Origin of the sequence: Janthinobacterium glycogeni, from assembly GCF_051380725.1 — a bacterium.
Classification (GTDB): domain Bacteria; phylum Pseudomonadota; class Gammaproteobacteria; order Burkholderiales; family Burkholderiaceae_D; genus Janthinobacterium.
The window spans coordinates 448,336-467,493 of record NZ_JBNYXP010000002.1 but is presented as its reverse complement, the minus strand read 5'-3'; the positions used below and the strand labels follow the sequence as shown (position 1 = coordinate 467,493).

Genomic DNA, 19,158 nt, shown 5'->3' with positions numbered 1-19,158 from the left:
TTTGCAGCGGCGATTGTGCGAATAATGCAAACAGACCTATACCCACACCAGGAGACACCGAGTGACCACGCAAACCGCAATTCCGACCGTTCCCCTCTTGATCAACGGCGAGTGGGTTCAATCCCGCACCACCGTCTGGCGCGACGTCGTCAACCCCGCCACGCAGGAAGTCCTGGCCAAGGTACCGTTCGCCACGCCGGAGGAAGTGAACGCGGCCATCGCCTCGGCCCAGCGCGCCTTCAAAACCTGGCGAAAGACGCCGATCGGCGCGCGCGCGCGCATTTTCCTCAAGCTGCAACAGCTGATCCGCGAAAATATGGCCGACCTGGCCGCCACCTTGACCATGGAACAGGGCAAGACCCTGCTCGACGCGGAAGGCGACGTCTTCCGCGGCCTGGAAGTGGTGGAACATGCCGCCAATATCGGCACCCTGCAGATGGGCGAGTACGCGCAGAACGTGGCCGGCGGCGTCGATACCTACAGCGTGATGCAGCCGCTGGGCGTGTGCGCCGGCATTACCCCATTCAACTTCCCCGCCATGATTCCCCTGTGGATGTTCCCGATGGCGATTGCCTGCGGCAATACCTTCGTGCTGAAACCATCGGAGCAAGATCCGCTCGTGACGGAAAAACTCGTGCGCCTGGCCTTGCAGGCGGGCATCCCGGCTGGCGTGCTGAACGTCATTCACGGCGGCGAAGACGTGGTCAATGCCCTGTGCGACCATCCGGATATCAAGGCGATCTCGTTTGTCGGCTCCAGCAAGGTCGGCACGCATGTGTACCAGCGCGCCAGCCTGAACGGCAAGCGCGCGCAATGCATGATGGGCGCCAAGAACCACGCCGTCGTCTTGCCGGACGCAAATAAAGAACAGACCTTGAACCAGCTGCTGGGCGCCGGTTTCGGCGCGGCCGGCCAGCGCTGCATGGCCGCCTCTGTCGCCGTGCTGGTGGGCGAGGCGCGCGAGTGGCTGCCGGAACTCTCTAGCAAGGCGCAAACCCTGACGGTCGGTGCGGGCAAGGACAATCCCGACCTGGGTCCCGTCATTTCTTGCGCCGCGAAAGAACGCGTGTTTGGTCTGATCGCCAAGGGTGTGGAGCAGGGCGCCGTGCTGACGCTCGATGGCCGCGACGTGAAAGTCGATGGCTATCCGAACGGCAACTTCGTGGGACCGACGATTCTCTCCGGCGTGAAACCCGGCATGGTCGTGTATGACCAGGAAATCTTTGGCCCCGTCCTGATCGTCGTCGAAGTCGACACCCTGGACGAAGCGATTGTCCTCGTCAACGCGAATCCGAACGGCAACGGCACGGCCTTGTTCACGCAAAGCGGCGCCGCCGCCCGTTACTTCCAGGAAGAAATCGATGTGGGCCAGGTCGGCATCAACGTACCGATTCCCGTGCCCGTTCCCCTGTTCAGCTTTACGGGGTCGCGCGGCTCCAAGCTGGGCGATCTGGGCCCGTTCGGCAAGCAGGTCGTGCTGTTCTACACGCAGACGCAGACGATTACCCAGCGCTGGTTCACGGATGCGGCCTCGGTGGGCAAGGTCAACACCACCATCAGCCTCAAGTAAGGAGCTGCCATGGACTTTGAACTGAGCGACGAGCAGCGCGAGTTCCAGCAGGCGGCGCGTGCGTTTGCCGAAGGTGAACTGGCGCCGCACGCGGCGCATTGGGATGCGGAATCGATCTTCCCGGTGGAAACCATCGCCAAGGCGGGCGAGATGGGCTTTTGCGGCCTGTACACGCCGCAGCGCTGGGGCGGCCTGGGCCTGTCGCGCCAGGACGCCGCCATCGTCTTCGAAGAGCTGGCCGGCGGTTGCACCTCGACTACGGCCTACATCACGATCCACAACATGGCCACCTGGATGCTGTCGCGCTGGGGCCAGGAAGCCCTGTGCGACGAGTGGGTGCCGGCCCTGGCCGCCGGCCAGAAGCTGGCCAGCTATTGCCTGACGGAACCACAATCGGGTTCCGACGCGGCCTCCTTGCGCACGAAAGCCGTACGGGATGGCGACTTTTATGTACTCGACGGTACGAAAGCGTTTATCTCCGGCGCGGGCCAGACGGACATGCTGATCGTCATGGCGAGAACCGGCGGCGAGGGCGCGGCCGGCATTTCCGCCTTTGCCGTGCCGGCGAATCTGCCCGGCATCGTGTATGGCAAGAAAGAGGAAAAGATGGGCTGGAACAGCCAGCCCACGCGCATCATCAGCTTTGACCAGGTAAAAGTGCCGGTTGGTAACTTGCTGGGCGCGGAAGGCGAGGGCTTTGCCATCGCCATGAAGGGCATCGATGGCGGACGCATCAATATCGCCGTGTGCTCGGTGGGCACGGCGCAGGCTGCCCTCACGCGCGCGCAGGTCTACATGAAGGAGCGCACGCAGTTCGGCCGCGAGCTGGCGCAATTCCAGGCCTTGCAATTCAAGCTGGCCGACATGCTGACGGAACTGGTGGCGGCGCGCCAGATGGTGCGCCTGGCGGCCTGGAAACTGGACCAGGAAAGCCCGGATGCCACGGCATATTGCGCGATGGCAAAACGTTTCGCCACGGATGTGGGGTTTAATGTGGCCAACGATGCGCTGCAATTGCATGGCGGCTACGGCTACATCCGCGAGTACCCGCTCGAGCGCCACGTGCGCGACACGCGGGTACACCAGATCCTGGAAGGGACGAATGAAATCATGCGCCTGATCGTCGCGCGAGCGATCTTGAAAGACGGCGCCACGGAGACCTTACGATGAGCAAAGTGTATACAAATTTACTGCTGGAACGCCGTGGCCATACGGCCCTGGTGACCCTCGACAACCCGCCCGCCCACACGTGGACCCTGGCCAGCCTGAACGCGCTGAGGGACCTGGTGGCCGACCTGAATGGGGATCCGGACGTGTACGCGCTCGTGATCACGGGCGGCGGCGCCAAGTTCTTCTCGGCCGGCGCCGACCTGAACGTGTTTGCCGACGGTAACAAGGATACGGCCTTCGCCATGGCGGCCGCCTTTGGCGAGGCGTTCGAGGCGCTGTCCGCATTTCGCGGCGTCAGCATTGCCGCCATCAATGGCTATGCCATGGGCGGCGGGCTCGAATGCGCGCTCGCGTGCGACATCCGCATTGCCGAGGAGCATGCGCAGATGGCCTTGCCGGAAGCCTCGGTCGGCCTGCTGCCATGCGCGGGCGGCACGCAGCACTTGCCGTGGCTGGTGGGCGAAGGCTGGGCCAAGCGCATGATCTTGTGCGGCGAGCGCGTCGACGCGGCCAAGGCCCTGGCCATCGGCCTCGTCGAGGAAGTCGTGCCGACCGGCAAGGCTGCCGCCACGGCGCTGGCTCTGGCCGCCAAGGTGGCGCGTCAGAGCCCCAGCAGCGTGACGGCGTGCAAGACCCTGATCCAGGGCGCGCGCAGCCATCCGCTCGTCGATTCCCTGCCCGATGAACGCACCCTGTTCCTGGGCCTGTTCGATACGCAAGACCAGAAGGAGGGCGTGCAGGCCTTCCTGGAAAAACGTCCGGCGGAGTGGAAGAATGGCTGAAATCGTCAATGTTGAGACAGTGAAACTGGAAGAGCGCGACTGTCCTGGCGGCATGAAGCTGGGCGTCATCACCCTCGACGCGCCGAAGTCCTTGCACGCGCTGACCCTGGACATGATACGCGCCATCGATGGCGCTCTCGTGCGCTGGGCCGCTGACGACGCCATCGCCTGCGTGGTGCTGCAATCGTCGACCGACAAGGCCTTCTGTGCCGGCGGAGACGTGCGCAGCCTGCGCACGGCCGTCGTCGAGCAGCCGGACGTTGTGCCGAACCCGCAGGCGCTGGCCTTCTTTGCCGAGGAATACCGGCTCGACCACCGCATCCATACCTATGTGAAACCGTTGCTGGTATGGGGCGGCGGTATCGTCATGGGCGGCGGCCTGGGCCTGATGGCCGGCGCCAGCCACCGCGTGGTCACGGAAAGCACGCGCATCGCCATGCCGGAAATCACGATTGGCCTGTTCCCCGATGTGGGCGGCAGCTGGTTCCTGGGCCGCATGCCGGGGCGCAGCGGCCTGTTTCTGGGCTTGACGGGCGCGCCCTTGAACGCGGCCGATGCCCTGTTCGCGGACCTGGGCGACTATTTCCTGCGCCAGGAAGAGCGCGCCATGGTGCTCGATGCGCTGGCGCTGGCGCAATGGCAAGCCAGTCCGCAGGCGAACAGCGAGCAACTGGACCGCCTGCTGCGCGGTTTCTCGGCGCCCACGGCCATGCTGCCCGTGTCCGAAGTGCGCGCCAACTTCGACGCCATCGCCGCGCTGACGCAAGCGCCGACCCTGGCCGAAGTGGTGGCCGCCATCGCCGCCTACGACGGCGATTCGGTGTGGCTGCAAAAGGCGGCCCACTCGCTGGACAAGGGCGCGCCCAGCTCGGCCGCCCTCGTGTGGGCCATGCGTGTACGCACGCGGCATCTGAGTCTGGCGCAAGTGTTCCAGCTGGAACTGATCGTCGCCGTGCAATGCTGCGCTCATGCAGACTTCAGCGAAGGCGTGCGCGCCTTGCTGATCGACAAGGACAACGCGCCGCAGTGGCAGCCGGCCAGCCTGGCCGAGGTCGGCGATGCGTATCTGAATGAATATTTCACGGCGCCATGGACACAGCATCCATTGGCCGACCTGCATTAAAAGAACAACAGGAGATCTACACATGCAACATATCGCTTTCATCGGCCTGGGCAACATGGGCGCGCCGATGGCCCGCAACCTGGTGGCCGCCGGCTTCCACGTATCCGTGTTCGACCTGGCGCCGGCCGCCGTGGCGTCGCTCGTCGAGGCGGGCGCCACGGCGGCCGCGTCCGCCAGCGCGGCCGTGCAGACGGCCGACGCCGTCATCACCATGCTGCCAGCCAACAAGCATGTGCAGGAGCTGTACCTGGCGGCCGGCGGCGTGCTCGATTCGGCCAAGCCGGGCGCCCTGTTCATCGATTGCAGCACCATCGCCGCCGACGTGGCGCGGCAGGTGGCGCAGGCGGCCAGCGAGCGCGGCTTTGCCATGATCGATGCGCCCGTCTCCGGCGGCACGGCGGGCGCGGCGGCCGGCACCCTGACTTTCATCGTCGGCGGCAGCGAAGCGGCCTTGCAGCAGGCGCGTCCCCTGCTGGAAAAGATGGGCAAGAACATCTTCCATGCGGGCGAGGCGGGCGCGGGTCAGGTGGCGAAGATTTGCAACAACATGCTGCTGGGCATTCTGATGGCGGGGACGGCCGAGGCGCTGAACCTGGGCGTGGCGCATGGCCTGGATCCGAAAGTGTTGTCCGACATCATGGCCAAGAGTTCGGGCCGCAACTGGACCCTGGAAGTGTATAACCCGTGGCCCGGCGTTATGGACGGCACGCCCGCGTCGCGCAATTACACGGGCGGCTTCGGCACGGCGCTGATGCTGAAAGACCTGGGCCTGGCGCAGCAGTCTGCCCTGTCGGCCAACGCGCCCACGCCCTTGGGCGGGCTGGTGCGCCAGCTGTACCAGATGCATGCGCAAGCCGGTTATGCGCAGCAGGATTTCTCCAGCATCGTGCAGATGCTGCAGCCGGGCTTGAACAAGCCTGCCTGAGAAATTTTGGACAAAAAAAAGCCCGCTGGTAAAAGCGGGCTAAATCCAATTCTTGGAAGAGTTGGAGGAGACAGATGCATTATGCTGCATCGCCACATATAACTCCAATTTATCTTTGGAATATCAGTTATATATTTCCGTGATATCTCTTCCTGGCAGCCGCGTGGCGGCTGCCAGCGCCGTAGCGTTAGCCCGGATTGCAGGCGATCTGCACGGTGGTCACGTTTGCTTCACCCATGACGCCGACGCCCGTGTTGGGCGCCACGCTGCATTGCAAGCCTGTTGGCTGGGTAAAGACGCTGATGCCATACTTGTCTCCATCGGCCACAGGCGACGCCAGGGTGAAGGTCGTGCTGCCTTTGGCCACTGTGGTTTGCGCATTGCCGTTGATCAGGATCAGGCCGTCGGCTGTCAGGCCCGTCACCGTGCCGCCTACCGTATACACGTTTCGCGCACAGGAAACCGATGCCTGGATACTCACGTAGTGACCGGCCGAGCCGGTTCCGCCGCTGACGGTGCATGTCATGTGGGCTGGCTGGGTCTGCACGGTGATGTTGTAGTCGGTGCCATAGTCGATGCGCTTGGCAAAGGTAAACGAGGTCTGGCCGGCTTTGATCGGGAGGTTGACGCCGCCATTGGCCAGGACCAGGCCTTCGGTGTTCAAGTTGCTGACGGTGCCGCTGACATCATACGAGGCCTTGCCGCCGCAAGCAGCCAATCCCAGGGTCAACAGCAGCGCGGCGAGTGGGCGCAGGCAGGATAACTTCATGTATTTCTCCAATCCAATATAGTGGTGACGAATCGCGTGGCTTACTGCGCCGTGCAGTTCAGTGCGGCGCCGGTCGTGGCGGCTGAGCCCATGGTGCCGACGACATCGCGGCCGTTGGCGCTGGCAGAGCCCACGAACTTGCACGTCTGGCCCGTTGGATACGTCGCTATGGAAATATTGTAGGCGATGCCGTCATTGACATTCGGGAACGTATAGCTGGTGCTGCCTTTCAGCGGGCTGGTGGTGGTATTGCCGATGGCCAGGGTCAAGCCGTCGGCGGTCAGGCCTGTGATCGTGCCGCTCAGCGGGTAGGTATTGGTCACGCAGCTCACCAAGGCAGTGGTCACGGTATAGCTCGATGCCTTGCCCGCGCCATTGGTAATCGTGCACACGGCGCCTTTTGGCTGTTGCGCAATGGTGATATCGTAGCGGTCATCGGTGTTGACCAGCTTGGTGAAAACAAAGGAAGTCTGGCCTGAGGAGACAGGCAGGCGTTCGCCATTATTCAGGAGAATCAGGCCATCTTTTGCCAGATTGACGACTTGGCCGCTCAGATACAGATTGCCGCCGCTGCCGCCGCAGGCCGCCAGTGTGACGGCGCAAGCCGTCGCCAGCATCGAGCGCAGGTACAAATTTTTCATACATTCTCCAAAACGAATTAGGGTGGGTAGCGCAACGCGGACGCTGGCGCCGCATTGGAATGGCGCCTATTTTAGTCTATCTGGCAAGCCGGATGATCTTGCCTTGTATCACCCTGTAACAATTTTTTGCCGGGAAGCGCCGGCCCGGCCCCATTTCAACGGGGCGCCGCCATGCCGGCGGCGGCGATCGGTGCGACAATAGATGCAGGCTGCGCACCGTGACGCGGCATCTATAGTGAGTTCCATGTCTCTTGTCCCTGTAAAACCAGCCGTGCCGCCCAAGGCCATCCTGTTCGACCTCGACGATACCCTGTGGCCCATCGCGCCCGTGATTGCCGCCGCCGAAACCCTGCTGCACGACTGGCTGGCCACGCATGCGCCCAAGGTGGCGCAGCAGTTTTCCATCGAGCTGTTGCGCCAGCATCGTCTGGCCATGCTCAATGAACAACCGCATTTCCATGGCAATTTGATCGAGTTGCGCCGCGCGGGCTTGCTGACCGCCTTCGAGGCCGCCGGCGAAGATCCCGCCCTGGTCGATGGCGCCATCGCGCAATTTCTGGCGGCGCGCCATCGCGTCCAGCCGTATGACGATGTCTTGCCCGGCCTGGCCTGGATGGGCCAGCGCATGCTGGTCGGCTCGATCTCGAACGGCAATGCGGACCTTGAAATTATCGGCCTGGCGCAGCATTTTAAAGTGTCGATTGCCGCCAGCGATTTTGGCGTCGCCAAGCCTGACGCCAGCATCTTCCTGGCCGCTTGCGCCGCGCTGGACGTGGCGCCCCACGAAGCCGTGTATGTCGGTGACGACCTGTATTTCGACGTGACGGGCGCGCAGGGGGCCGGCATGCGCGCCGTCTGGATGAATCGCAAGGGCAGCGATGCTCACCTGGCCGCCGGCGTGCAGCCAGACGCCATCTGCGCCAACTTTGATGAATTGCTGCTGTGGCTGCAGAGGCAACTGGAAGATTGATCGCCGCCGGACGGGCGAACGTGCATAATAGGCGCTGTTGATGCACGTTCGGCTGCTTTCGTTGCCGCTTGCTTAACAAAATACTTGCTTACATAAAACACCATGCAACTCGATACACGTGCCCAAACACTGCTGAAAGCCCTGGTCGAGCGATATATCGCCGATGGCCTGCCGGTCGGTTCGCGCGCCTTGTCGAAAATTTCTGGCCTCGATCTGTCGCCGGCCACGATCCGCAACATCATGTCCGATCTGGAAGAACTCGGCTATGTGTCCAGTCCGCACACCTCGGCCGGACGCATTCCCACGCCGCGCGGCTACCGCATCTTTGTCGACACCTTGCTGACCGTCCGGCACCTGGACGAGCACATGGTGGAATCGCGCATGCGCCTGCAGACGCCGCAGCCGCAAAAAACCATCGCCAACGCGGCGCAGATGCTGTCGTCGCTGTCGCAGTTTGCCGGCGTCGTGCTCAGTCCGCGCCGCGAGTCCGTGTTCCAGCAAATCGAATTCCTGCGCCTGTCCGAAAAACGTATCCTGCTCGTCATCGTCGCTCCCGGCGGCGACGTGCAGAACCGTTTATTGCTGACGGAGGCCGACTATACGCCGGCGCAACTGGTGCAATCGGCCAATTACATCAACCAGAATTATGGCGGCCTGTCCTTCGACGCCGTGCGCGTGCGCCTGCAAGGCGAGCTGCGCCAGTTGCGCGACGACATGGGCAGCCTGATGCAGGCTGCCGTGGAGGCGGGCAGCGAAGCGATGGCCGACCATAGCGACGACATGGTGATTTCCGGCGAGCGCAACCTGCTCAGCGTGAGCGATCTGTCATCGAATATGCATTCGCTGCGCCAGATGTTCGACATGTTCGAGCAAAAGACGGGCTTGATGCAGCTGCTCGACGTGTCGAGCAAGGCGACGGGCGTACAGATTTTCATCGGCGGCGAATCGAACCTGGTGCCGATGGATGAGATGAGCGTGGTGACGGCGCCGTATGAAGTCAACGGCAAGATCGTGGGAACGCTGGGAGTGATCGGACCGACGCGCATGGCTTACGAGCGCGTCATCCCGATTGTCGATATCACCGCTAAATTACTGTCGAGCGCGCTCAGCCATCATTGATGCGGTTCAATGCTGCGCCGGCTGGCCCCTTGCGGGAACGGCCGGCGTGGGTCAGGCTGTTTTGTGCGGGCAAGCTGTCTTGGTGCAGTTGCCGTAGATGGCCAGGGCGTGTTCGGCGATCTTGAAGCCGCGCTCTTCGGCCACTTTTTGCTGGCGGATTTCGATTTCTTCGTCGAAGAATTCTTCGACCCGGCCACAATCGAGGCACACCAGGTGGTCGTGGTGGGAGCCTTCGTTGAGTTCGAAAATCGCCTTGCCGGTTTCAAAATGGTTGCGGTTAAGCAAGCCGGCTTGTTCGAATTGCGTGAGGACACGGTAGACAGTTGCCAAACCGACATCCATATTGTCGGCCAGCAGAATCTTGTAGACGTCTTCCGCGGTCAGGTGGCGTACCGGGCTACTCTGGAAGATATCGAGTATCTTCAGCCGTGGCAGGGTGGCTTTCAGGCCGCTTGCCTTGAGATCACTAGGATTGTTACTCATGTTTGTTGCTCGTATGTGGGTCAGGTGCTTTATCATATAGCGTTTTGTCGGGGAGTGCCAAAATATGCTTTTTTTTGGCGGGCCGGTCACTCCTGGCGTTTTGTTCATCCAATTGAGGTCATTTATGCGCGTAACCCCGGCTGTATTGCCATCTCTCTGGCACCGTATTTCATTTCGAGCACCAGTCGTGGCAGGCATGGTCTGTGTCGCGCTGGCCGTGTCCGGCTGCGCCAACCGTGGCATTCTTGGCGAAAAGCCGGCAGCCGCTCAAAAAGAAGGCAAGGAACTGGTCCCCGAACAGGGCGCACAAACGACCACCATTACGCCGCTGCAAAAATTCATGTGGTTTTTCTCGCCCTACCGTCCTGACATTCAACAAGGCAACTTTGTCTCCGAAGAGATGCTGGCCCAGTTGAAAGTGGGCATGACGCGTGACCAGGTGCGTTTCGTCCTCGGCACTTCGCTGCTGACCGATATCTTCCATGCGGACCGCTGGGATTATCCATTCCGCCTGGCGCGGGGCAGTGGCGAAACCACCAGCAGCCGCGTGGTCGTGTACTTCGGCAAGGATGGCAAGGTTGAACGTTTCGAAGGCGGCAACTTGCCGACGGAGAAAGAATATATCGACCGCATCGCTGGCCCATCGCGGTTCGCCAAGGTCGCCAAGGCCGACGTGCCTGCCGCCGCCGTGCCATCGCCCGTGGCGCCAAGCGCCGTGCCGGTGCCGGCCGATGCCGCGCCCGCCATTCCTGTGAGCAAGCCTGAAGTTGTGCCAGCACCGGCGCCTGCCGTCGAACCTGCACCGGCACCCGCTGCTGAACCCACCAAATAAGTTGCTGTAAGAGAATAAAATGACTGAACTGAAAATTGCCATCGCTGGCGCCAGCGGCCGCATGGGCCATATCCTGATCGAAGCGGTCAGCAACGCGCCGGACGCCGTGCTGGCCGGCGCCCTCGACCGTGCAGGCTCGCCGACCGTCGGCCAGGATGCCGCTGCCTTTCTCGGCAAGCCTGCTGGCGTGCTGATCGAGTCAAGCCTGGCTGCCGGCCTGGCCAATGCCGATTATCTGATCGACTTCACGCGCCCCGAAGGCACTTTGCAGCATCTGGCGTATTGCGCCGAGCACGGCATCAAGATGATCATCGGTACCACCGGTTTCGATGACGCGGGCAAGGCCGCCATTGCCGCCGCCGCCGAAAAGACGGCCATCATGTTCGCGCCGAACATGAGCGTGGGCGTGAATGTCACCATGAAGCTGCTGGAACTGGCCGCGAAAAGCCTGTCCGAAGGCTACGACATCGAAATCATTGAAGCGCATCACCGCTTCAAGGTCGATGCGCCGTCGGGCACCGCCCTGCAAATGGGGGAAGTGGTGGCCGGCGCCCTGGGCCGCGACCTGAAGGAATGCGCCGTGTACGGCCGCGAAGGCGTGACGGGCGAACGCGATCCGTCAACCATCGGCTTTGCCACCATCCGCGGCGGCGATATCGTCGGCGACCATACGGTACTGTTTGCCGGCATCGGCGAGCGCATCGAGATCAGCCACAAGTCGAGCAGCCGCGTCACCTACGCCCACGGCGCGCTGCGCGCTGCGCGTTTCCTGGCCGACAAGCCGACGGGCCTGTACGACATGCAGGATGTGCTGTCGCTGAAGAACTGAGGAAGACCATGGCCACTGCCATCCTGAATGGAAAAGACATCACCGATGAAGCGAGCTTCCACGCGCAATGCGTGCAAGCCTTCGGTTTCCCCGAGTTCTACGGCAACAGCATGGATGCCTGGGTCGATTGCCTCAGCTATTTGCGCGACGATGAAAACATGACGCAGTTCCGTTTGAAACCGAACGAAGTGCTCGACATCGTCGTGCAGGATGCGGAAGCGATGAAGGCGCAAGTGCCTGATTTACTGGAAGAAATCACGTTCTGCATCGCCGGCATCAATGAGCGCTATGACGATTACGGTGAAAAGCCGGCGCTGAAGCTGGTATTGAAGTAGGTCGGATTAGCGCGCAAGCGCGTAATCCGACGTTACCAGCACCAACCAATGCGTCGGATTACGGCCCGCAGGGCCTAATCCGACCTACCCAACATTTACACGACCTTGCGTTCGCGCAAGCCGTCGATCTGGCTGTTATCCAGGCCCAGCCATTGCTGCAACACCTCCTGCGTATGCTGTCCCAGCAAGGGCGGCGGCAAGCGGTACTGCACCGGAGAAGCTGACAGGCGCACGGGATTGGCCACCAGCGCCACCGTGCCCGCCGTCGGATGCGCCATCTCCACTTTCAAGCCGCGCGCTACCACTTGCGGGTCGGCAAAGACCTGGTCGATGCGGTTGACGGGGCCGCACGGCACGGCTTGCGCTTCGAAGGCGCTGATCCACTCGGCCGTCGTGCGCATGACCGTGGTCTGGCGCATCAAGGGGATCAAGATCGCCCGGTGCGCCACGCGTTGCGGATTGGTGGCGAAGCGTTCATCCTGCGCCCATTCCGGGTGGCCGGCGATGGCGCAGAAGCGTGAGAATTGCCCATCGTTACCGATCGCCAGAATCATGTCGCCATCGGCCGTGGGGAAGTCTTGATACGGCACGATGTTCGGATGCGCATTGCCCATGCGCTGGGGCACCTTGCCGCCGCACAAGTAATTGGCGGCCTGGTTGCCCAGCGCCGCCACCTGCACGTCCAGCAGTGCCAGGTCGATATGCTGGCCCAGTCCCGAGCGCTCGCGTTCGGCCAATGCCGCCTGCACGGCGATGGTGGCGTACAGGCCCGTCAGGATGTCCGTCTGCGCCACGCCCACTTTTTGCGGTCCCGCGCCCGGCTGGCCATCGGGCACGCCCGTGATGCTCATCAAGCCGCCCATGCCCTGGATCAAAAAGTCATAGCCGGCGCGCGCCGCATACGGCCCATCCTGGCCGAAACCCGTGATGGAGCAGTACACGAGGCGCGGGTTGAGCGCCAGCAAGCTGGCCGCATCGAGACCGTATTGCTTCAAGCCGTCCAATTTGAAATTTTCCAGCAGCACGTCCGATTCGGCTGCCAGCTTGCGCACCAGGGCTTGCCCTTCAGGGGAGGCCAGGTCGATGCACAAGGAGCGCTTGTTGCGGTTGGCGCACTGGAAGTAGGCGGCCTCGGCCGTATCGCGGCCGTCCTCGTCCTTCAGATACGGCGGCCCCCAGGAGCGCGTGTCGTCGCCGCGGCCCGGCTGCTCGACCTTGACGACATCGGCGCCGAGGTCGGCAAGCATTTGTCCGGCCCACGGGCCGGCCAGCACGCGCGACAGGTCGAGCACGCGCAAGCCGGTCAGCGGCGCGGGCCGCAGGGTGGAGGCGAGGGTGGAAGCCAAGGCGTCCATCAGTTGCTGAAGGCGGCGATGCCGGTGATGGCGCGGCCGATGATCAGCGCGTGCACATCGTGCGTGCCTTCATAGGTGTTGACCACTTCCAGGTTGACCAGGTGGCGGATGACGCCGAACTCGTCGGAAATGCCATTGCCGCCCATCATGTCGCGCGCCATACGGGCAATGTCGAGGGCCTTGCCGCAGCTGTTGCGTTTCATGATGGATGTGATTTCCACGGCAGGCGAACCCTCATCCTTCATGCGGCCCAGGCGCAGGCAGCCTTGCAAGCCCATGGTGATTTCCGTCAGCATGTCCGCCAGTTTTTTTTGCACCAGCTGGTTTGCAGCCAGCGGACGGCCGAATTGCTGGCGGTCCATCGTGTACTGGCGTGCCTTCAGGTAGCAGTCTTCGGCCGCGCCCAGCGCGCCCCAGGCGATACCGTAGCGGGCGCTGTTCAGGCATGTAAATGGACCTTTCAAGCCGCGCACGTCGGGGAAGGCGTTTTCTTCCGGGCAAAATACTTCATCCATGACGATTTCGCCGGTGATGCTGGTGCGCAAGCCGACCTTGCCGTGAATTTCCGGCGCCGACAGGCCTTTCCAGCCTTTTTCCAGCACGAAGCCGCGGATCGCGCCTTCATCGTCCTTGGCCCAGACGACGAACACGTCGGCAATCGGGCTGTTGGTGATCCACATCTTGGCGCCGGACAGGCTGTAGCCGCCCGGCACCTTGCGCGCGCGCGTGACCATGCTGCCAGGGTCGGAGCCGTGGTTCGGTTCCGTCAGGCCGAAGCAGCCGATGTATTCGCCCGTCGCCAGTTTCGGCAGGTACTTCTGTTTGGTTTCTTCATTGCCGAAGGCGTTGATCGGCACCATCACCAGCGACGATTGCACGCTCATCATCGAGCGGTAGCCCGAATCGACGCGCTCGACTTCGCGCGCGGCCAGGCCGTAGCAAACATAGTTCAGGCCGGCCCCGCCGTATTCTTCGGGAATGGTCGTTCCCAGCAAGCCCAGCTCTCCCATTTCGCGGAAGATGGCGGCGTCCGTGCGGCCATGGCGGAACGATTCGAGCACCCTGGGCACCAGGCTGCCCTGGCAATAGTCACGGGCCGCTTCCAGCACGGCGCGTTCGTCGCCCGTCAGTTGTTCTTCCAGCAGCAGGGGGGAATTCCAGTCGAATACGGTTTTGCTCATCACAGGCCTCGCAGGTGAGCGCCGGTGATCGGCGCAAGATTGAATATGGCTCATGGTAGGTTCTTGCCTAGCCTTGCGCAAACGATTTTTTCGCACGCAGACATGCGTGTTGCGCATATCTTGCGGCATACTGGGGTCTTTATTCCTTTGCTGGTGTACCGATGACACGCAAGATTCCCATGCTGCAAGCCTTGAATTGCTTCGAGGCGGCCGCGCGCCACCAGAGCTACACGCATGCGGCGCGCGAATTGTCGCTGACGCAAAGCGCCGTCTCGCGGCAGATATCCTCTCTGGAAAGCTTTCTTGGCGTGCAGCTGTTTCAGCGCACGCGCCATGGCGTGCTGCTGACGAGCGCCGGGGCCGCGTATGCGCGGCAGATCGCGGCCCGTCTCGATGGCCTGGAGCGCGACACGCTCGACACCATGGCGCGCCAGGGCGGCGGCGGGGCCTTGCAGCTGGCCTCCGTGCCCACGTTTGCCACGCGCTGGCTGATGCCGCGGCTGTCTTCGCTGGCGCAGCTGCACCCGGATATCGTCGTGCATATCGACGCGTACACAAAACCGTTCATGTTTGCCGATACGGAATACGACGGCGCCCTGTACGCGGGCACGCCCGAGCAGCTGGCGCGCTGGCCCGGCACGCGCGCCACCTTGCTCATGCACGAAGAAATCGTGCCTGTCGCCAGCCCGCGCCTGTTGGCGGCGCGCAGCGCCTGGCAGCCGCAGGATTTATTGGAACTGACCCTGTTGCAACAAAGTACGCGTCCCGGCGCCTGGCGCCAGTGGTTTGACGCCATGCAGGTCGATGGGGAACTGGCGCGCTACGGCGCCCGCTATGAACTGTTTTCCATGCTGGCCATGGCGGCCGTGCAGGGACAGGGCGTGGTCTTGCTGCCCCGTATGCTGGTCGAAGCGGAACTGGCACGCGGCGAATTGCGCATTGCATGCGAGCGCCCACTGCGCGGCCAGCGTGCGTATTACCTGATCACGCCCGAGGCGGCGCATGAAAAACTGGCCTTGCAGCAGTTCCGCGTTTGGCTGCAAGACGAGGCCGCCTAGATGACCTTGGCGGTATCGAAGTGGGGATTGTCGATCAGACCGATCTGGTTGCCGAACGGGTCGAGCAATTCCACCGTGCGGATGCCGTCGCCCACGTCCGTGATCGGATGGTGCAGGCTGCCGCCCAGCGCAACGATGCGTTCGACCTCCTGCTCGATGCCGTCCACGCCCCAGTACGTCACGCTACCCTGCGTGCCGGGCTCGCCACCGGGCATCAGCCCAAGCTCGAAGCCGCCGATGGCAAAGCCGACATAGAACGGCTGGTCGAAATACGGCGTCGTGTTGAACACCTGGCTGTACCAGGCTTTGGCCTGGTCCAGGTCGGGGACGGGATAGGTGACGGTGCGTAAACCCTTGATCATGTTCTGCTCCTGGTGAATGAAGAATACGCCATCATGCCACTGGCGCTTGCCGCGCGATTGGAAAAATGGAAGGTGCTCAGGTGCTCAGGTGCTCAGGCGCGCCGGCCCGTCAGCCACGCCTCGGGCGAGTTGCGGGCGAAATCCTGGAAGTCGTGGATCAGGTGCGACTGGTCGAAATAACCATATTGCACGGCGACTTGCGCCCAGTCCGGCTGTTCCGCCAGGCGTTTCAGTCCCTGGCTGGCGGCGCGAAAACGGCAGATGCGGGCAAACAGCTTCGGGCTGATGCCCACTTGCTGGCGGAATTGCTGCGCCAGGTGCTGGCGCGATACGCCCAGCTGCTGCGCCAGTCCATCCACGCGTATCTGCCCCGATGCCGCCTCAATGGCTGCGATCGCATGTTCGGCCGCGCCGGCCTGGTGCCGTGGCGGCGCGGCGCGCAGGCGCAGCAGCAGATATTCTTGCAAAATTGAAACCCTTTGTGCATTGCTCAAGGGTTCGCACCATAGCGCGTCGCCCAGGCGCGCCGCCAGCTCGCGTCCCCACAGCTGTTGCAGGTCGGCACGTCCATCATTGAGTTCGCACAGGGGCAGCTGGAAGAATCGGGCCGCCGCGCCCGGCTTGAAGCGGGCCGCCACCGTTTGCACGAGGCCCTGGCTGATGACGGCGATCGGCGCCGTCATCATGCCGACGGCAAAGCTGGCGTCCTGCTGGTCCTGGCACAAAATATCGATGCAATTGTCGGGCAAGACATGGTGCGTCAAGGGCGTGGGGCCCGTCTGCACGCGGCAGGTCCAGACGCAGTCGAGCCAGGGGCGCAGGGCGGGGAGGGGCGGATATTCCTGGTAGACGATCATGGCCGGTGTTGATGCATAGAACAAGATTGCCCATATATTACACAGCCGAATTGTGCGCCGGCCAAAATTTGCCGGCCCGCGCCGCCGGCGCGCCGCGCTATCGGGCGGCGACAACCAGTATAATGCTCGGTTCATATCCACTATTGGCCGCACATCATGCAAGATAAATATAGTCCCGCCGACGTCGAACAAGCCGCCCAATCGCACTGGAAGGCGATCGACGCCTACAAAGCCGTCGAACACGACCCGCGTTTCCCAAAAGGCAAGTATTTTGCCTGCTCGATGCTGCCTTACCCTTCGGGCAAGCTGCACATGGGTCACGTGCGCAACTATACGATCAATGACGTGATGTACCGCTACCTGCGCATGAACGGCTACAACGTGCTCATGCCGATGGGCTGGGATGCGTTCGGCATGCCGGCGGAAAACGCGGCCATGGCCAACAACGTGCCGCCTGCGCAATGGACGTATTCGAACATCGCCCACATGAAGCAGCAGATGGAATCGATGGGCCTGGCCATCGACTGGTCGCGCGAAATGACCGCCTGCAAGCCGGAATACTACAAATGGAACCAGTGGATGTTCCTGAAGATGCTGGAAAAAGGCATCATCTACAAGAAGACGGGTACCGTGAACTGGGACCCGATCGACCAGACCGTGCTGGCCAACGAACAAGTGGTCGATGGCAAGGGCTGGCGTTCCGGCGCGCTGATCGAAAAGCGCGAAATCCCCATGTATTACGCGCGCATCACCGATTACGCGGAAGAGCTGCTGGCCTATGTCGATGACAAGCTGCCGGGCTGGCCCGAGCGCGTGCGCATCATGCAGACCAACTGGATCGGCAAGTCGACGGGCGTGCGCTTCGCCTTCCCGCATGAGATCAAGGACGCGAACGGCGCCCTGATCGGCGACGGCAAGCTGTATGTGTTCACCACCCGTCCGGACACCGTCATGGGCGTGACCTTCTGCGCCGTGGCCGCCGAACACCCGCTGGCCATCCACGCCGCGCAAACCAATCCTGCACTGGCCGCGTTCAACGCCGAATGCAAGCTCGGTTCCGTGATCGAAGCGGATATGGCGACGATGGAGAAGAAGGGCATGCCGACCGGCCTGTTCGTCACGCATCCATTGACGGGCGCGCAAGTGGAAGTGTGGGTCGGCAACTACGTGCTGATCACCTATGGCGACGGCGCCGTGATGGGTGTGCCGGCGCACGACGAGCGCGATTTCGGCTTTGCCAAGAAATACAATCTGCCGATCAAGCAAGTGATCGAGGTCAAGGGCCAGGAATTTTCGACGGACGCCTGGCAGGAATCGTATGGCAGCAAGGATGGCGTCTGCATCGCCTCCGGCAAATACGACGGCCTGCATTTCGCGTCCGCCGTCGACGCGGTGGCCGCCGACCTGGCCGAACTGGGCCTGGGCGAAAAGAAAACCACGTTCCGCCTGCGCGACTGGGGCATTTCGCGCCAGCGTTACTGGGGCACGCCGATCCCGATGATCCATTGCGCCGATTGCGGCGTGGTGCCGGTGCCGGAAAAAGATCTGCCGGTGGTGCTGCCGGAAGACTGCGTGCCGGACGGCACGGGCAATCCGCTGAACAAATATGAAGCCTTCCTGCAGTGCGACTGCCCGCAGTGCGGCAAGCCGGCGCGCCGCGAGACGGACACCATGGACACCTTCGTCGATTCGTCGTGGTACTACATGCGCTATACCTCGCCAGGCTCGAACGACGCCATGGTCGACGCGCGCAACGATTACTGGATGCCGATGGACCAGTACATCGGCGGCATCGAACACGCCGTCATGCACTTGCTGTACGCGCGCTTCTGGACCAAGATCATGCGCGACTTCGGCCTGGTCAAGTTCGACGAGCCGTTCGTCAACCTGCTGACGCAAGGCATGGTGCTCAATGAAACCTACTTCCGCAAGGACGCCGCGGGCAAGACCACCTGGTTCAACCCCGACGACGTGCGCCTGTCGCTCGACGACAAGGGCCGTCCGCAGTCCGCCGTCCTGGTGGCCGACGGCCAGCCGGTGGAAATCGGCGGCACGGAAAAAATGTCGAAGTCGAAGAACAACGGCATCGACCCGCAAGCGCAGATCGAGCAGTACGGCGCCGACACGGCCCGCCTGTTCACCATGTTCGCCTCGCCGCCGGAACAGACGCTGGAATGGTCGGGCAGCGGCGTCGAAGGCGCGAACCGTTTCCTGCGCCGCGTGTGGAACTTCGGCTACGCCCAGTCGGCAACGATCCAGGCCGCACTGGCTGGCGGCGCCGCACCGGCCACGGGCGACGCGCAGAAAAACCTGCGCCGCGAATTGCACAAGCTGCTGCAGCAAGCCGACTACGACTTGAAGCGCATCCAGTACAACACCGTCGTGTCGGCCTGCATGAAGATGCTCAACACGCTGGAATCGGCCAAGCTGGACGATAGCGCGCAGTCGAAGGCGCTGATCGCCGAAGGCTTCTCCATCTTCCTGCGCCTGCTCAATCCTGTCGCGCCGCACATCACCCATGTGCTGTGGGAAGAGCTGGGCTATGCCGGCGTGCATGGCGACCTGCTGAACGTGGCATGGCCGCAGGTCGACCCGCAAGCGCTGGAACAGTCCGAGATCGAGATGATGATCCAGGTGAACGGCAAGCTGCGCGGCTCGATCACGGTGGCCAAGGATGCGGACAAGGCCAGCATCGAAGCGGCCGCGCTGGCGTGTGAAAGTGTGCAGAAGTACGTCGAGACCACGCCGAAGAAGATCATCGTCGTGCCAGGCAAGTTAATCAGCATCGTGGTGTAAT

At 62.6% G+C, this 19,158-nt stretch carries 19 protein-coding genes; 12 read left to right on the top strand and 7 right to left on the bottom strand.

Translation table 11 applies throughout. The annotated features are described in order from the left end of the window. The first annotated feature begins 61 nt into the window (after positions 1 to 61). Genes ACQ4W4_RS07705 through mmsB form a run of 5 tightly spaced genes read left to right on the top strand, consistent with a single transcriptional unit; the run spans position 62 to position 5,570 of the window. On the top strand, positions 62 to 1,570 hold the full coding sequence (locus tag ACQ4W4_RS07705; protein ID WP_436541458.1) for a CoA-acylating methylmalonate-semialdehyde dehydrogenase: 1,509 nt from the start codon (positions 62 to 64) through the stop codon (positions 1,568 to 1,570). A gap of 9 nt (positions 1,571 to 1,579) precedes the next feature. After that, entirely contained in the window at positions 1,580 to 2,740 is a 1,161-nt protein-coding gene (locus ACQ4W4_RS07700) for an acyl-CoA dehydrogenase family protein (RefSeq protein WP_425253191.1), read from the top strand. Next, on the top strand, positions 2,737 to 3,522 hold the full coding sequence (locus ACQ4W4_RS07695; protein WP_436541457.1) for an enoyl-CoA hydratase: 786 nt from the start codon (positions 2,737 to 2,739) through the stop codon (positions 3,520 to 3,522). Before ACQ4W4_RS07700 ends, ACQ4W4_RS07695 begins: the two co-directional genes overlap by 4 nt. Further along, positions 3,515 to 4,645, top strand: coding sequence for an enoyl-CoA hydratase/isomerase family protein (locus tag ACQ4W4_RS07690; RefSeq protein ID WP_436541456.1), 1,131 nt, complete (start codon positions 3,515 to 3,517; stop codon positions 4,643 to 4,645). Before ACQ4W4_RS07695 ends, ACQ4W4_RS07690 begins: the two co-directional genes overlap by 8 nt. Beyond that, complete coding sequence (gene mmsB, locus ACQ4W4_RS07685) at positions 4,593 to 5,570, top strand: 3-hydroxyisobutyrate dehydrogenase (protein ID WP_436541455.1); 978 nt, start codon at positions 4,593 to 4,595, stop codon at positions 5,568 to 5,570. Before ACQ4W4_RS07690 ends, mmsB begins: the two co-directional genes overlap by 53 nt. Positions 5,571 to 5,757: 187 nt before the next feature. Here mmsB and ACQ4W4_RS07680 read toward each other — a convergent pair whose 3' ends face one another. Both ACQ4W4_RS07680 and ACQ4W4_RS07675 read right to left on the bottom strand, forming a co-directional pair. Next, positions 5,758 to 6,339, bottom strand: coding sequence for a hypothetical protein (locus tag ACQ4W4_RS07680; protein WP_436541454.1), 582 nt, complete (start codon positions 6,337 to 6,339; stop codon positions 5,758 to 5,760). Positions 6,340 to 6,380: 41 nt separating this feature from the next. Beyond that, a complete protein-coding gene (locus ACQ4W4_RS07675; protein ID WP_436541453.1) occupies positions 6,381 to 6,980 on the bottom strand; it encodes a hypothetical protein in 600 nt (199 codons plus the stop codon). Positions 6,981 to 7,224: 244 nt separating this feature from the next. Here ACQ4W4_RS07675 and ACQ4W4_RS07670 point away from each other — a divergent pair, with 244 nt between their 5' ends. Continuing rightward, complete coding sequence (locus tag ACQ4W4_RS07670) at positions 7,225 to 7,950, top strand: HAD family hydrolase (protein WP_436541452.1); 726 nt, start codon at positions 7,225 to 7,227, stop codon at positions 7,948 to 7,950. A gap of 102 nt (positions 7,951 to 8,052) precedes the next feature. Beyond that, positions 8,053 to 9,069, top strand: coding sequence for a heat-inducible transcriptional repressor HrcA (gene hrcA / locus ACQ4W4_RS07665; protein ID WP_436541451.1), 1,017 nt, complete (start codon positions 8,053 to 8,055; stop codon positions 9,067 to 9,069). 51 nt (positions 9,070 to 9,120) lie between these two features. Here the strand turns inward: hrcA and fur are convergent, their stop codons facing one another. After that, entirely contained in the window at positions 9,121 to 9,552 is a 432-nt protein-coding gene (fur, locus tag ACQ4W4_RS07660; RefSeq protein WP_034745717.1) for a ferric iron uptake transcriptional regulator, read from the bottom strand. A gap of 64 nt (positions 9,553 to 9,616) precedes the next feature. On the opposite strand from fur, the gene ACQ4W4_RS07655 reads away from it, so the two are divergent. From ACQ4W4_RS07655 to ACQ4W4_RS07645, 3 genes are read left to right on the top strand one after another with little or no spacing between them, the layout of a single operon-like run. Further along, entirely contained in the window at positions 9,617 to 10,384 is a 768-nt protein-coding gene (locus ACQ4W4_RS07655; RefSeq protein WP_436541450.1) for an outer membrane protein assembly factor BamE, read from the top strand. Between the two features lie 19 nt (positions 10,385 to 10,403). Next, positions 10,404 to 11,213: a 4-hydroxy-tetrahydrodipicolinate reductase gene (dapB, locus tag ACQ4W4_RS07650; protein WP_436541449.1), complete on the top strand. Its 810-nt coding sequence runs from the start codon at positions 10,404 to 10,406 to the stop codon at positions 11,211 to 11,213. Positions 11,214 to 11,221: 8 nt separating this feature from the next. Further along, positions 11,222 to 11,548, top strand: a complete 327-nt coding sequence (locus ACQ4W4_RS07645; protein ID WP_305049482.1) for a barstar family protein — start codon at positions 11,222 to 11,224, stop codon at positions 11,546 to 11,548. Positions 11,549 to 11,643: 95 nt separating this feature from the next. Here the strand turns inward: ACQ4W4_RS07645 and ACQ4W4_RS07640 are convergent, their stop codons facing one another. Next, the gene (locus ACQ4W4_RS07640) at positions 11,644 to 12,903 is read right to left on the bottom strand and encodes a CaiB/BaiF CoA transferase family protein (RefSeq protein ID WP_436541448.1); all 1,260 of its coding nucleotides are present in this window, start codon (positions 12,901 to 12,903) and stop codon (positions 11,644 to 11,646) included. Beyond that, positions 12,903 to 14,084, bottom strand: coding sequence for an acyl-CoA dehydrogenase (locus ACQ4W4_RS07635; RefSeq protein WP_077408772.1), 1,182 nt, complete (start codon positions 14,082 to 14,084; stop codon positions 12,903 to 12,905). Before ACQ4W4_RS07635 ends, ACQ4W4_RS07640 begins: the two co-directional genes overlap by 1 nt. Before the next feature lie 161 nt (positions 14,085 to 14,245). Between ACQ4W4_RS07635 and ACQ4W4_RS07630 the strand changes: the two genes are divergently transcribed. After that, positions 14,246 to 15,142, top strand: a complete 897-nt coding sequence (locus ACQ4W4_RS07630; RefSeq protein ID WP_436541447.1) for a LysR substrate-binding domain-containing protein — start codon at positions 14,246 to 14,248, stop codon at positions 15,140 to 15,142. On the opposite strand, the gene ACQ4W4_RS07625 is transcribed toward ACQ4W4_RS07630, so the two are convergent. Continuing rightward, on the bottom strand, positions 15,139 to 15,504 hold the full coding sequence (locus tag ACQ4W4_RS07625; protein ID WP_436541446.1) for a VOC family protein: 366 nt from the start codon (positions 15,502 to 15,504) through the stop codon (positions 15,139 to 15,141). The genes ACQ4W4_RS07630 and ACQ4W4_RS07625 overlap by 4 nt on opposite strands. Positions 15,505 to 15,596: 92 nt before the next feature. Next, on the bottom strand, positions 15,597 to 16,385 hold the full coding sequence (locus tag ACQ4W4_RS07620) for a DUF6597 domain-containing transcriptional factor (RefSeq protein WP_436541445.1): 789 nt from the start codon (positions 16,383 to 16,385) through the stop codon (positions 15,597 to 15,599). 132 nt (positions 16,386 to 16,517) lie between these two features. Between ACQ4W4_RS07620 and leuS the strand changes: the two genes are divergently transcribed. Next, on the top strand, positions 16,518 to 19,157 hold the full coding sequence (leuS, locus tag ACQ4W4_RS07615; RefSeq protein WP_326459802.1) for a leucine--tRNA ligase: 2,640 nt from the start codon (positions 16,518 to 16,520) through the stop codon (positions 19,155 to 19,157). Position 19,158: the final 1 nt, after the last annotated feature.

Excerpts from the sequence above, each read along its gene's own strand:
- ACQ4W4_RS07700 (WP_425253191.1), top strand. The coding sequence starts at position 1,580 with ATGGACTTTGAACTGAGCGACGAGCAGCGCGAGTTCCAGCAGGCGGCG.
- ACQ4W4_RS07695 (WP_436541457.1), top strand. The coding sequence starts at position 2,737 with ATGAGCAAAGTGTATACAAATTTACTGCTGGAACGCCGTGGCCATACG.
- ACQ4W4_RS07690 (WP_436541456.1), top strand. The coding sequence starts at position 3,515 with ATGGCTGAAATCGTCAATGTTGAGACAGTGAAACTGGAAGAGCGCGAC.
- mmsB (WP_436541455.1), top strand. The coding sequence starts at position 4,593 with ATGAATATTTCACGGCGCCATGGACACAGCATCCATTGGCCGACCTGC.
- ACQ4W4_RS07680 (WP_436541454.1), bottom strand. The coding sequence starts at position 6,339 with ATGAAGTTATCCTGCCTGCGCCCACTCGCCGCGCTGCTGTTGACCCTG.
- ACQ4W4_RS07675 (WP_436541453.1), bottom strand. The coding sequence starts at position 6,980 with ATGAAAAATTTGTACCTGCGCTCGATGCTGGCGACGGCTTGCGCCGTC.
- ACQ4W4_RS07670 (WP_436541452.1), top strand. The coding sequence starts at position 7,225 with ATGTCTCTTGTCCCTGTAAAACCAGCCGTGCCGCCCAAGGCCATCCTG.
- hrcA (WP_436541451.1), top strand. The coding sequence starts at position 8,053 with ATGCAACTCGATACACGTGCCCAAACACTGCTGAAAGCCCTGGTCGAG.
- fur (WP_034745717.1), bottom strand. The coding sequence starts at position 9,552 with ATGAGTAACAATCCTAGTGATCTCAAGGCAAGCGGCCTGAAAGCCACC.
- ACQ4W4_RS07655 (WP_436541450.1), top strand. The coding sequence starts at position 9,617 with ATGCTTTTTTTTGGCGGGCCGGTCACTCCTGGCGTTTTGTTCATCCAA.
- dapB (WP_436541449.1), top strand. The coding sequence starts at position 10,404 with ATGACTGAACTGAAAATTGCCATCGCTGGCGCCAGCGGCCGCATGGGC.
- ACQ4W4_RS07645 (WP_305049482.1), top strand. The coding sequence starts at position 11,222 with ATGGCCACTGCCATCCTGAATGGAAAAGACATCACCGATGAAGCGAGC.
- ACQ4W4_RS07640 (WP_436541448.1), bottom strand. The coding sequence starts at position 12,903 with ATGGACGCCTTGGCTTCCACCCTCGCCTCCACCCTGCGGCCCGCGCCG.
- ACQ4W4_RS07635 (WP_077408772.1), bottom strand. The coding sequence starts at position 14,084 with ATGAGCAAAACCGTATTCGACTGGAATTCCCCCCTGCTGCTGGAAGAA.
- ACQ4W4_RS07630 (WP_436541447.1), top strand. The coding sequence starts at position 14,246 with ATGACACGCAAGATTCCCATGCTGCAAGCCTTGAATTGCTTCGAGGCG.
- ACQ4W4_RS07625 (WP_436541446.1), bottom strand. The coding sequence starts at position 15,504 with ATGATCAAGGGTTTACGCACCGTCACCTATCCCGTCCCCGACCTGGAC.
- leuS (WP_326459802.1), top strand. The coding sequence starts at position 16,518 with ATGCAAGATAAATATAGTCCCGCCGACGTCGAACAAGCCGCCCAATCG.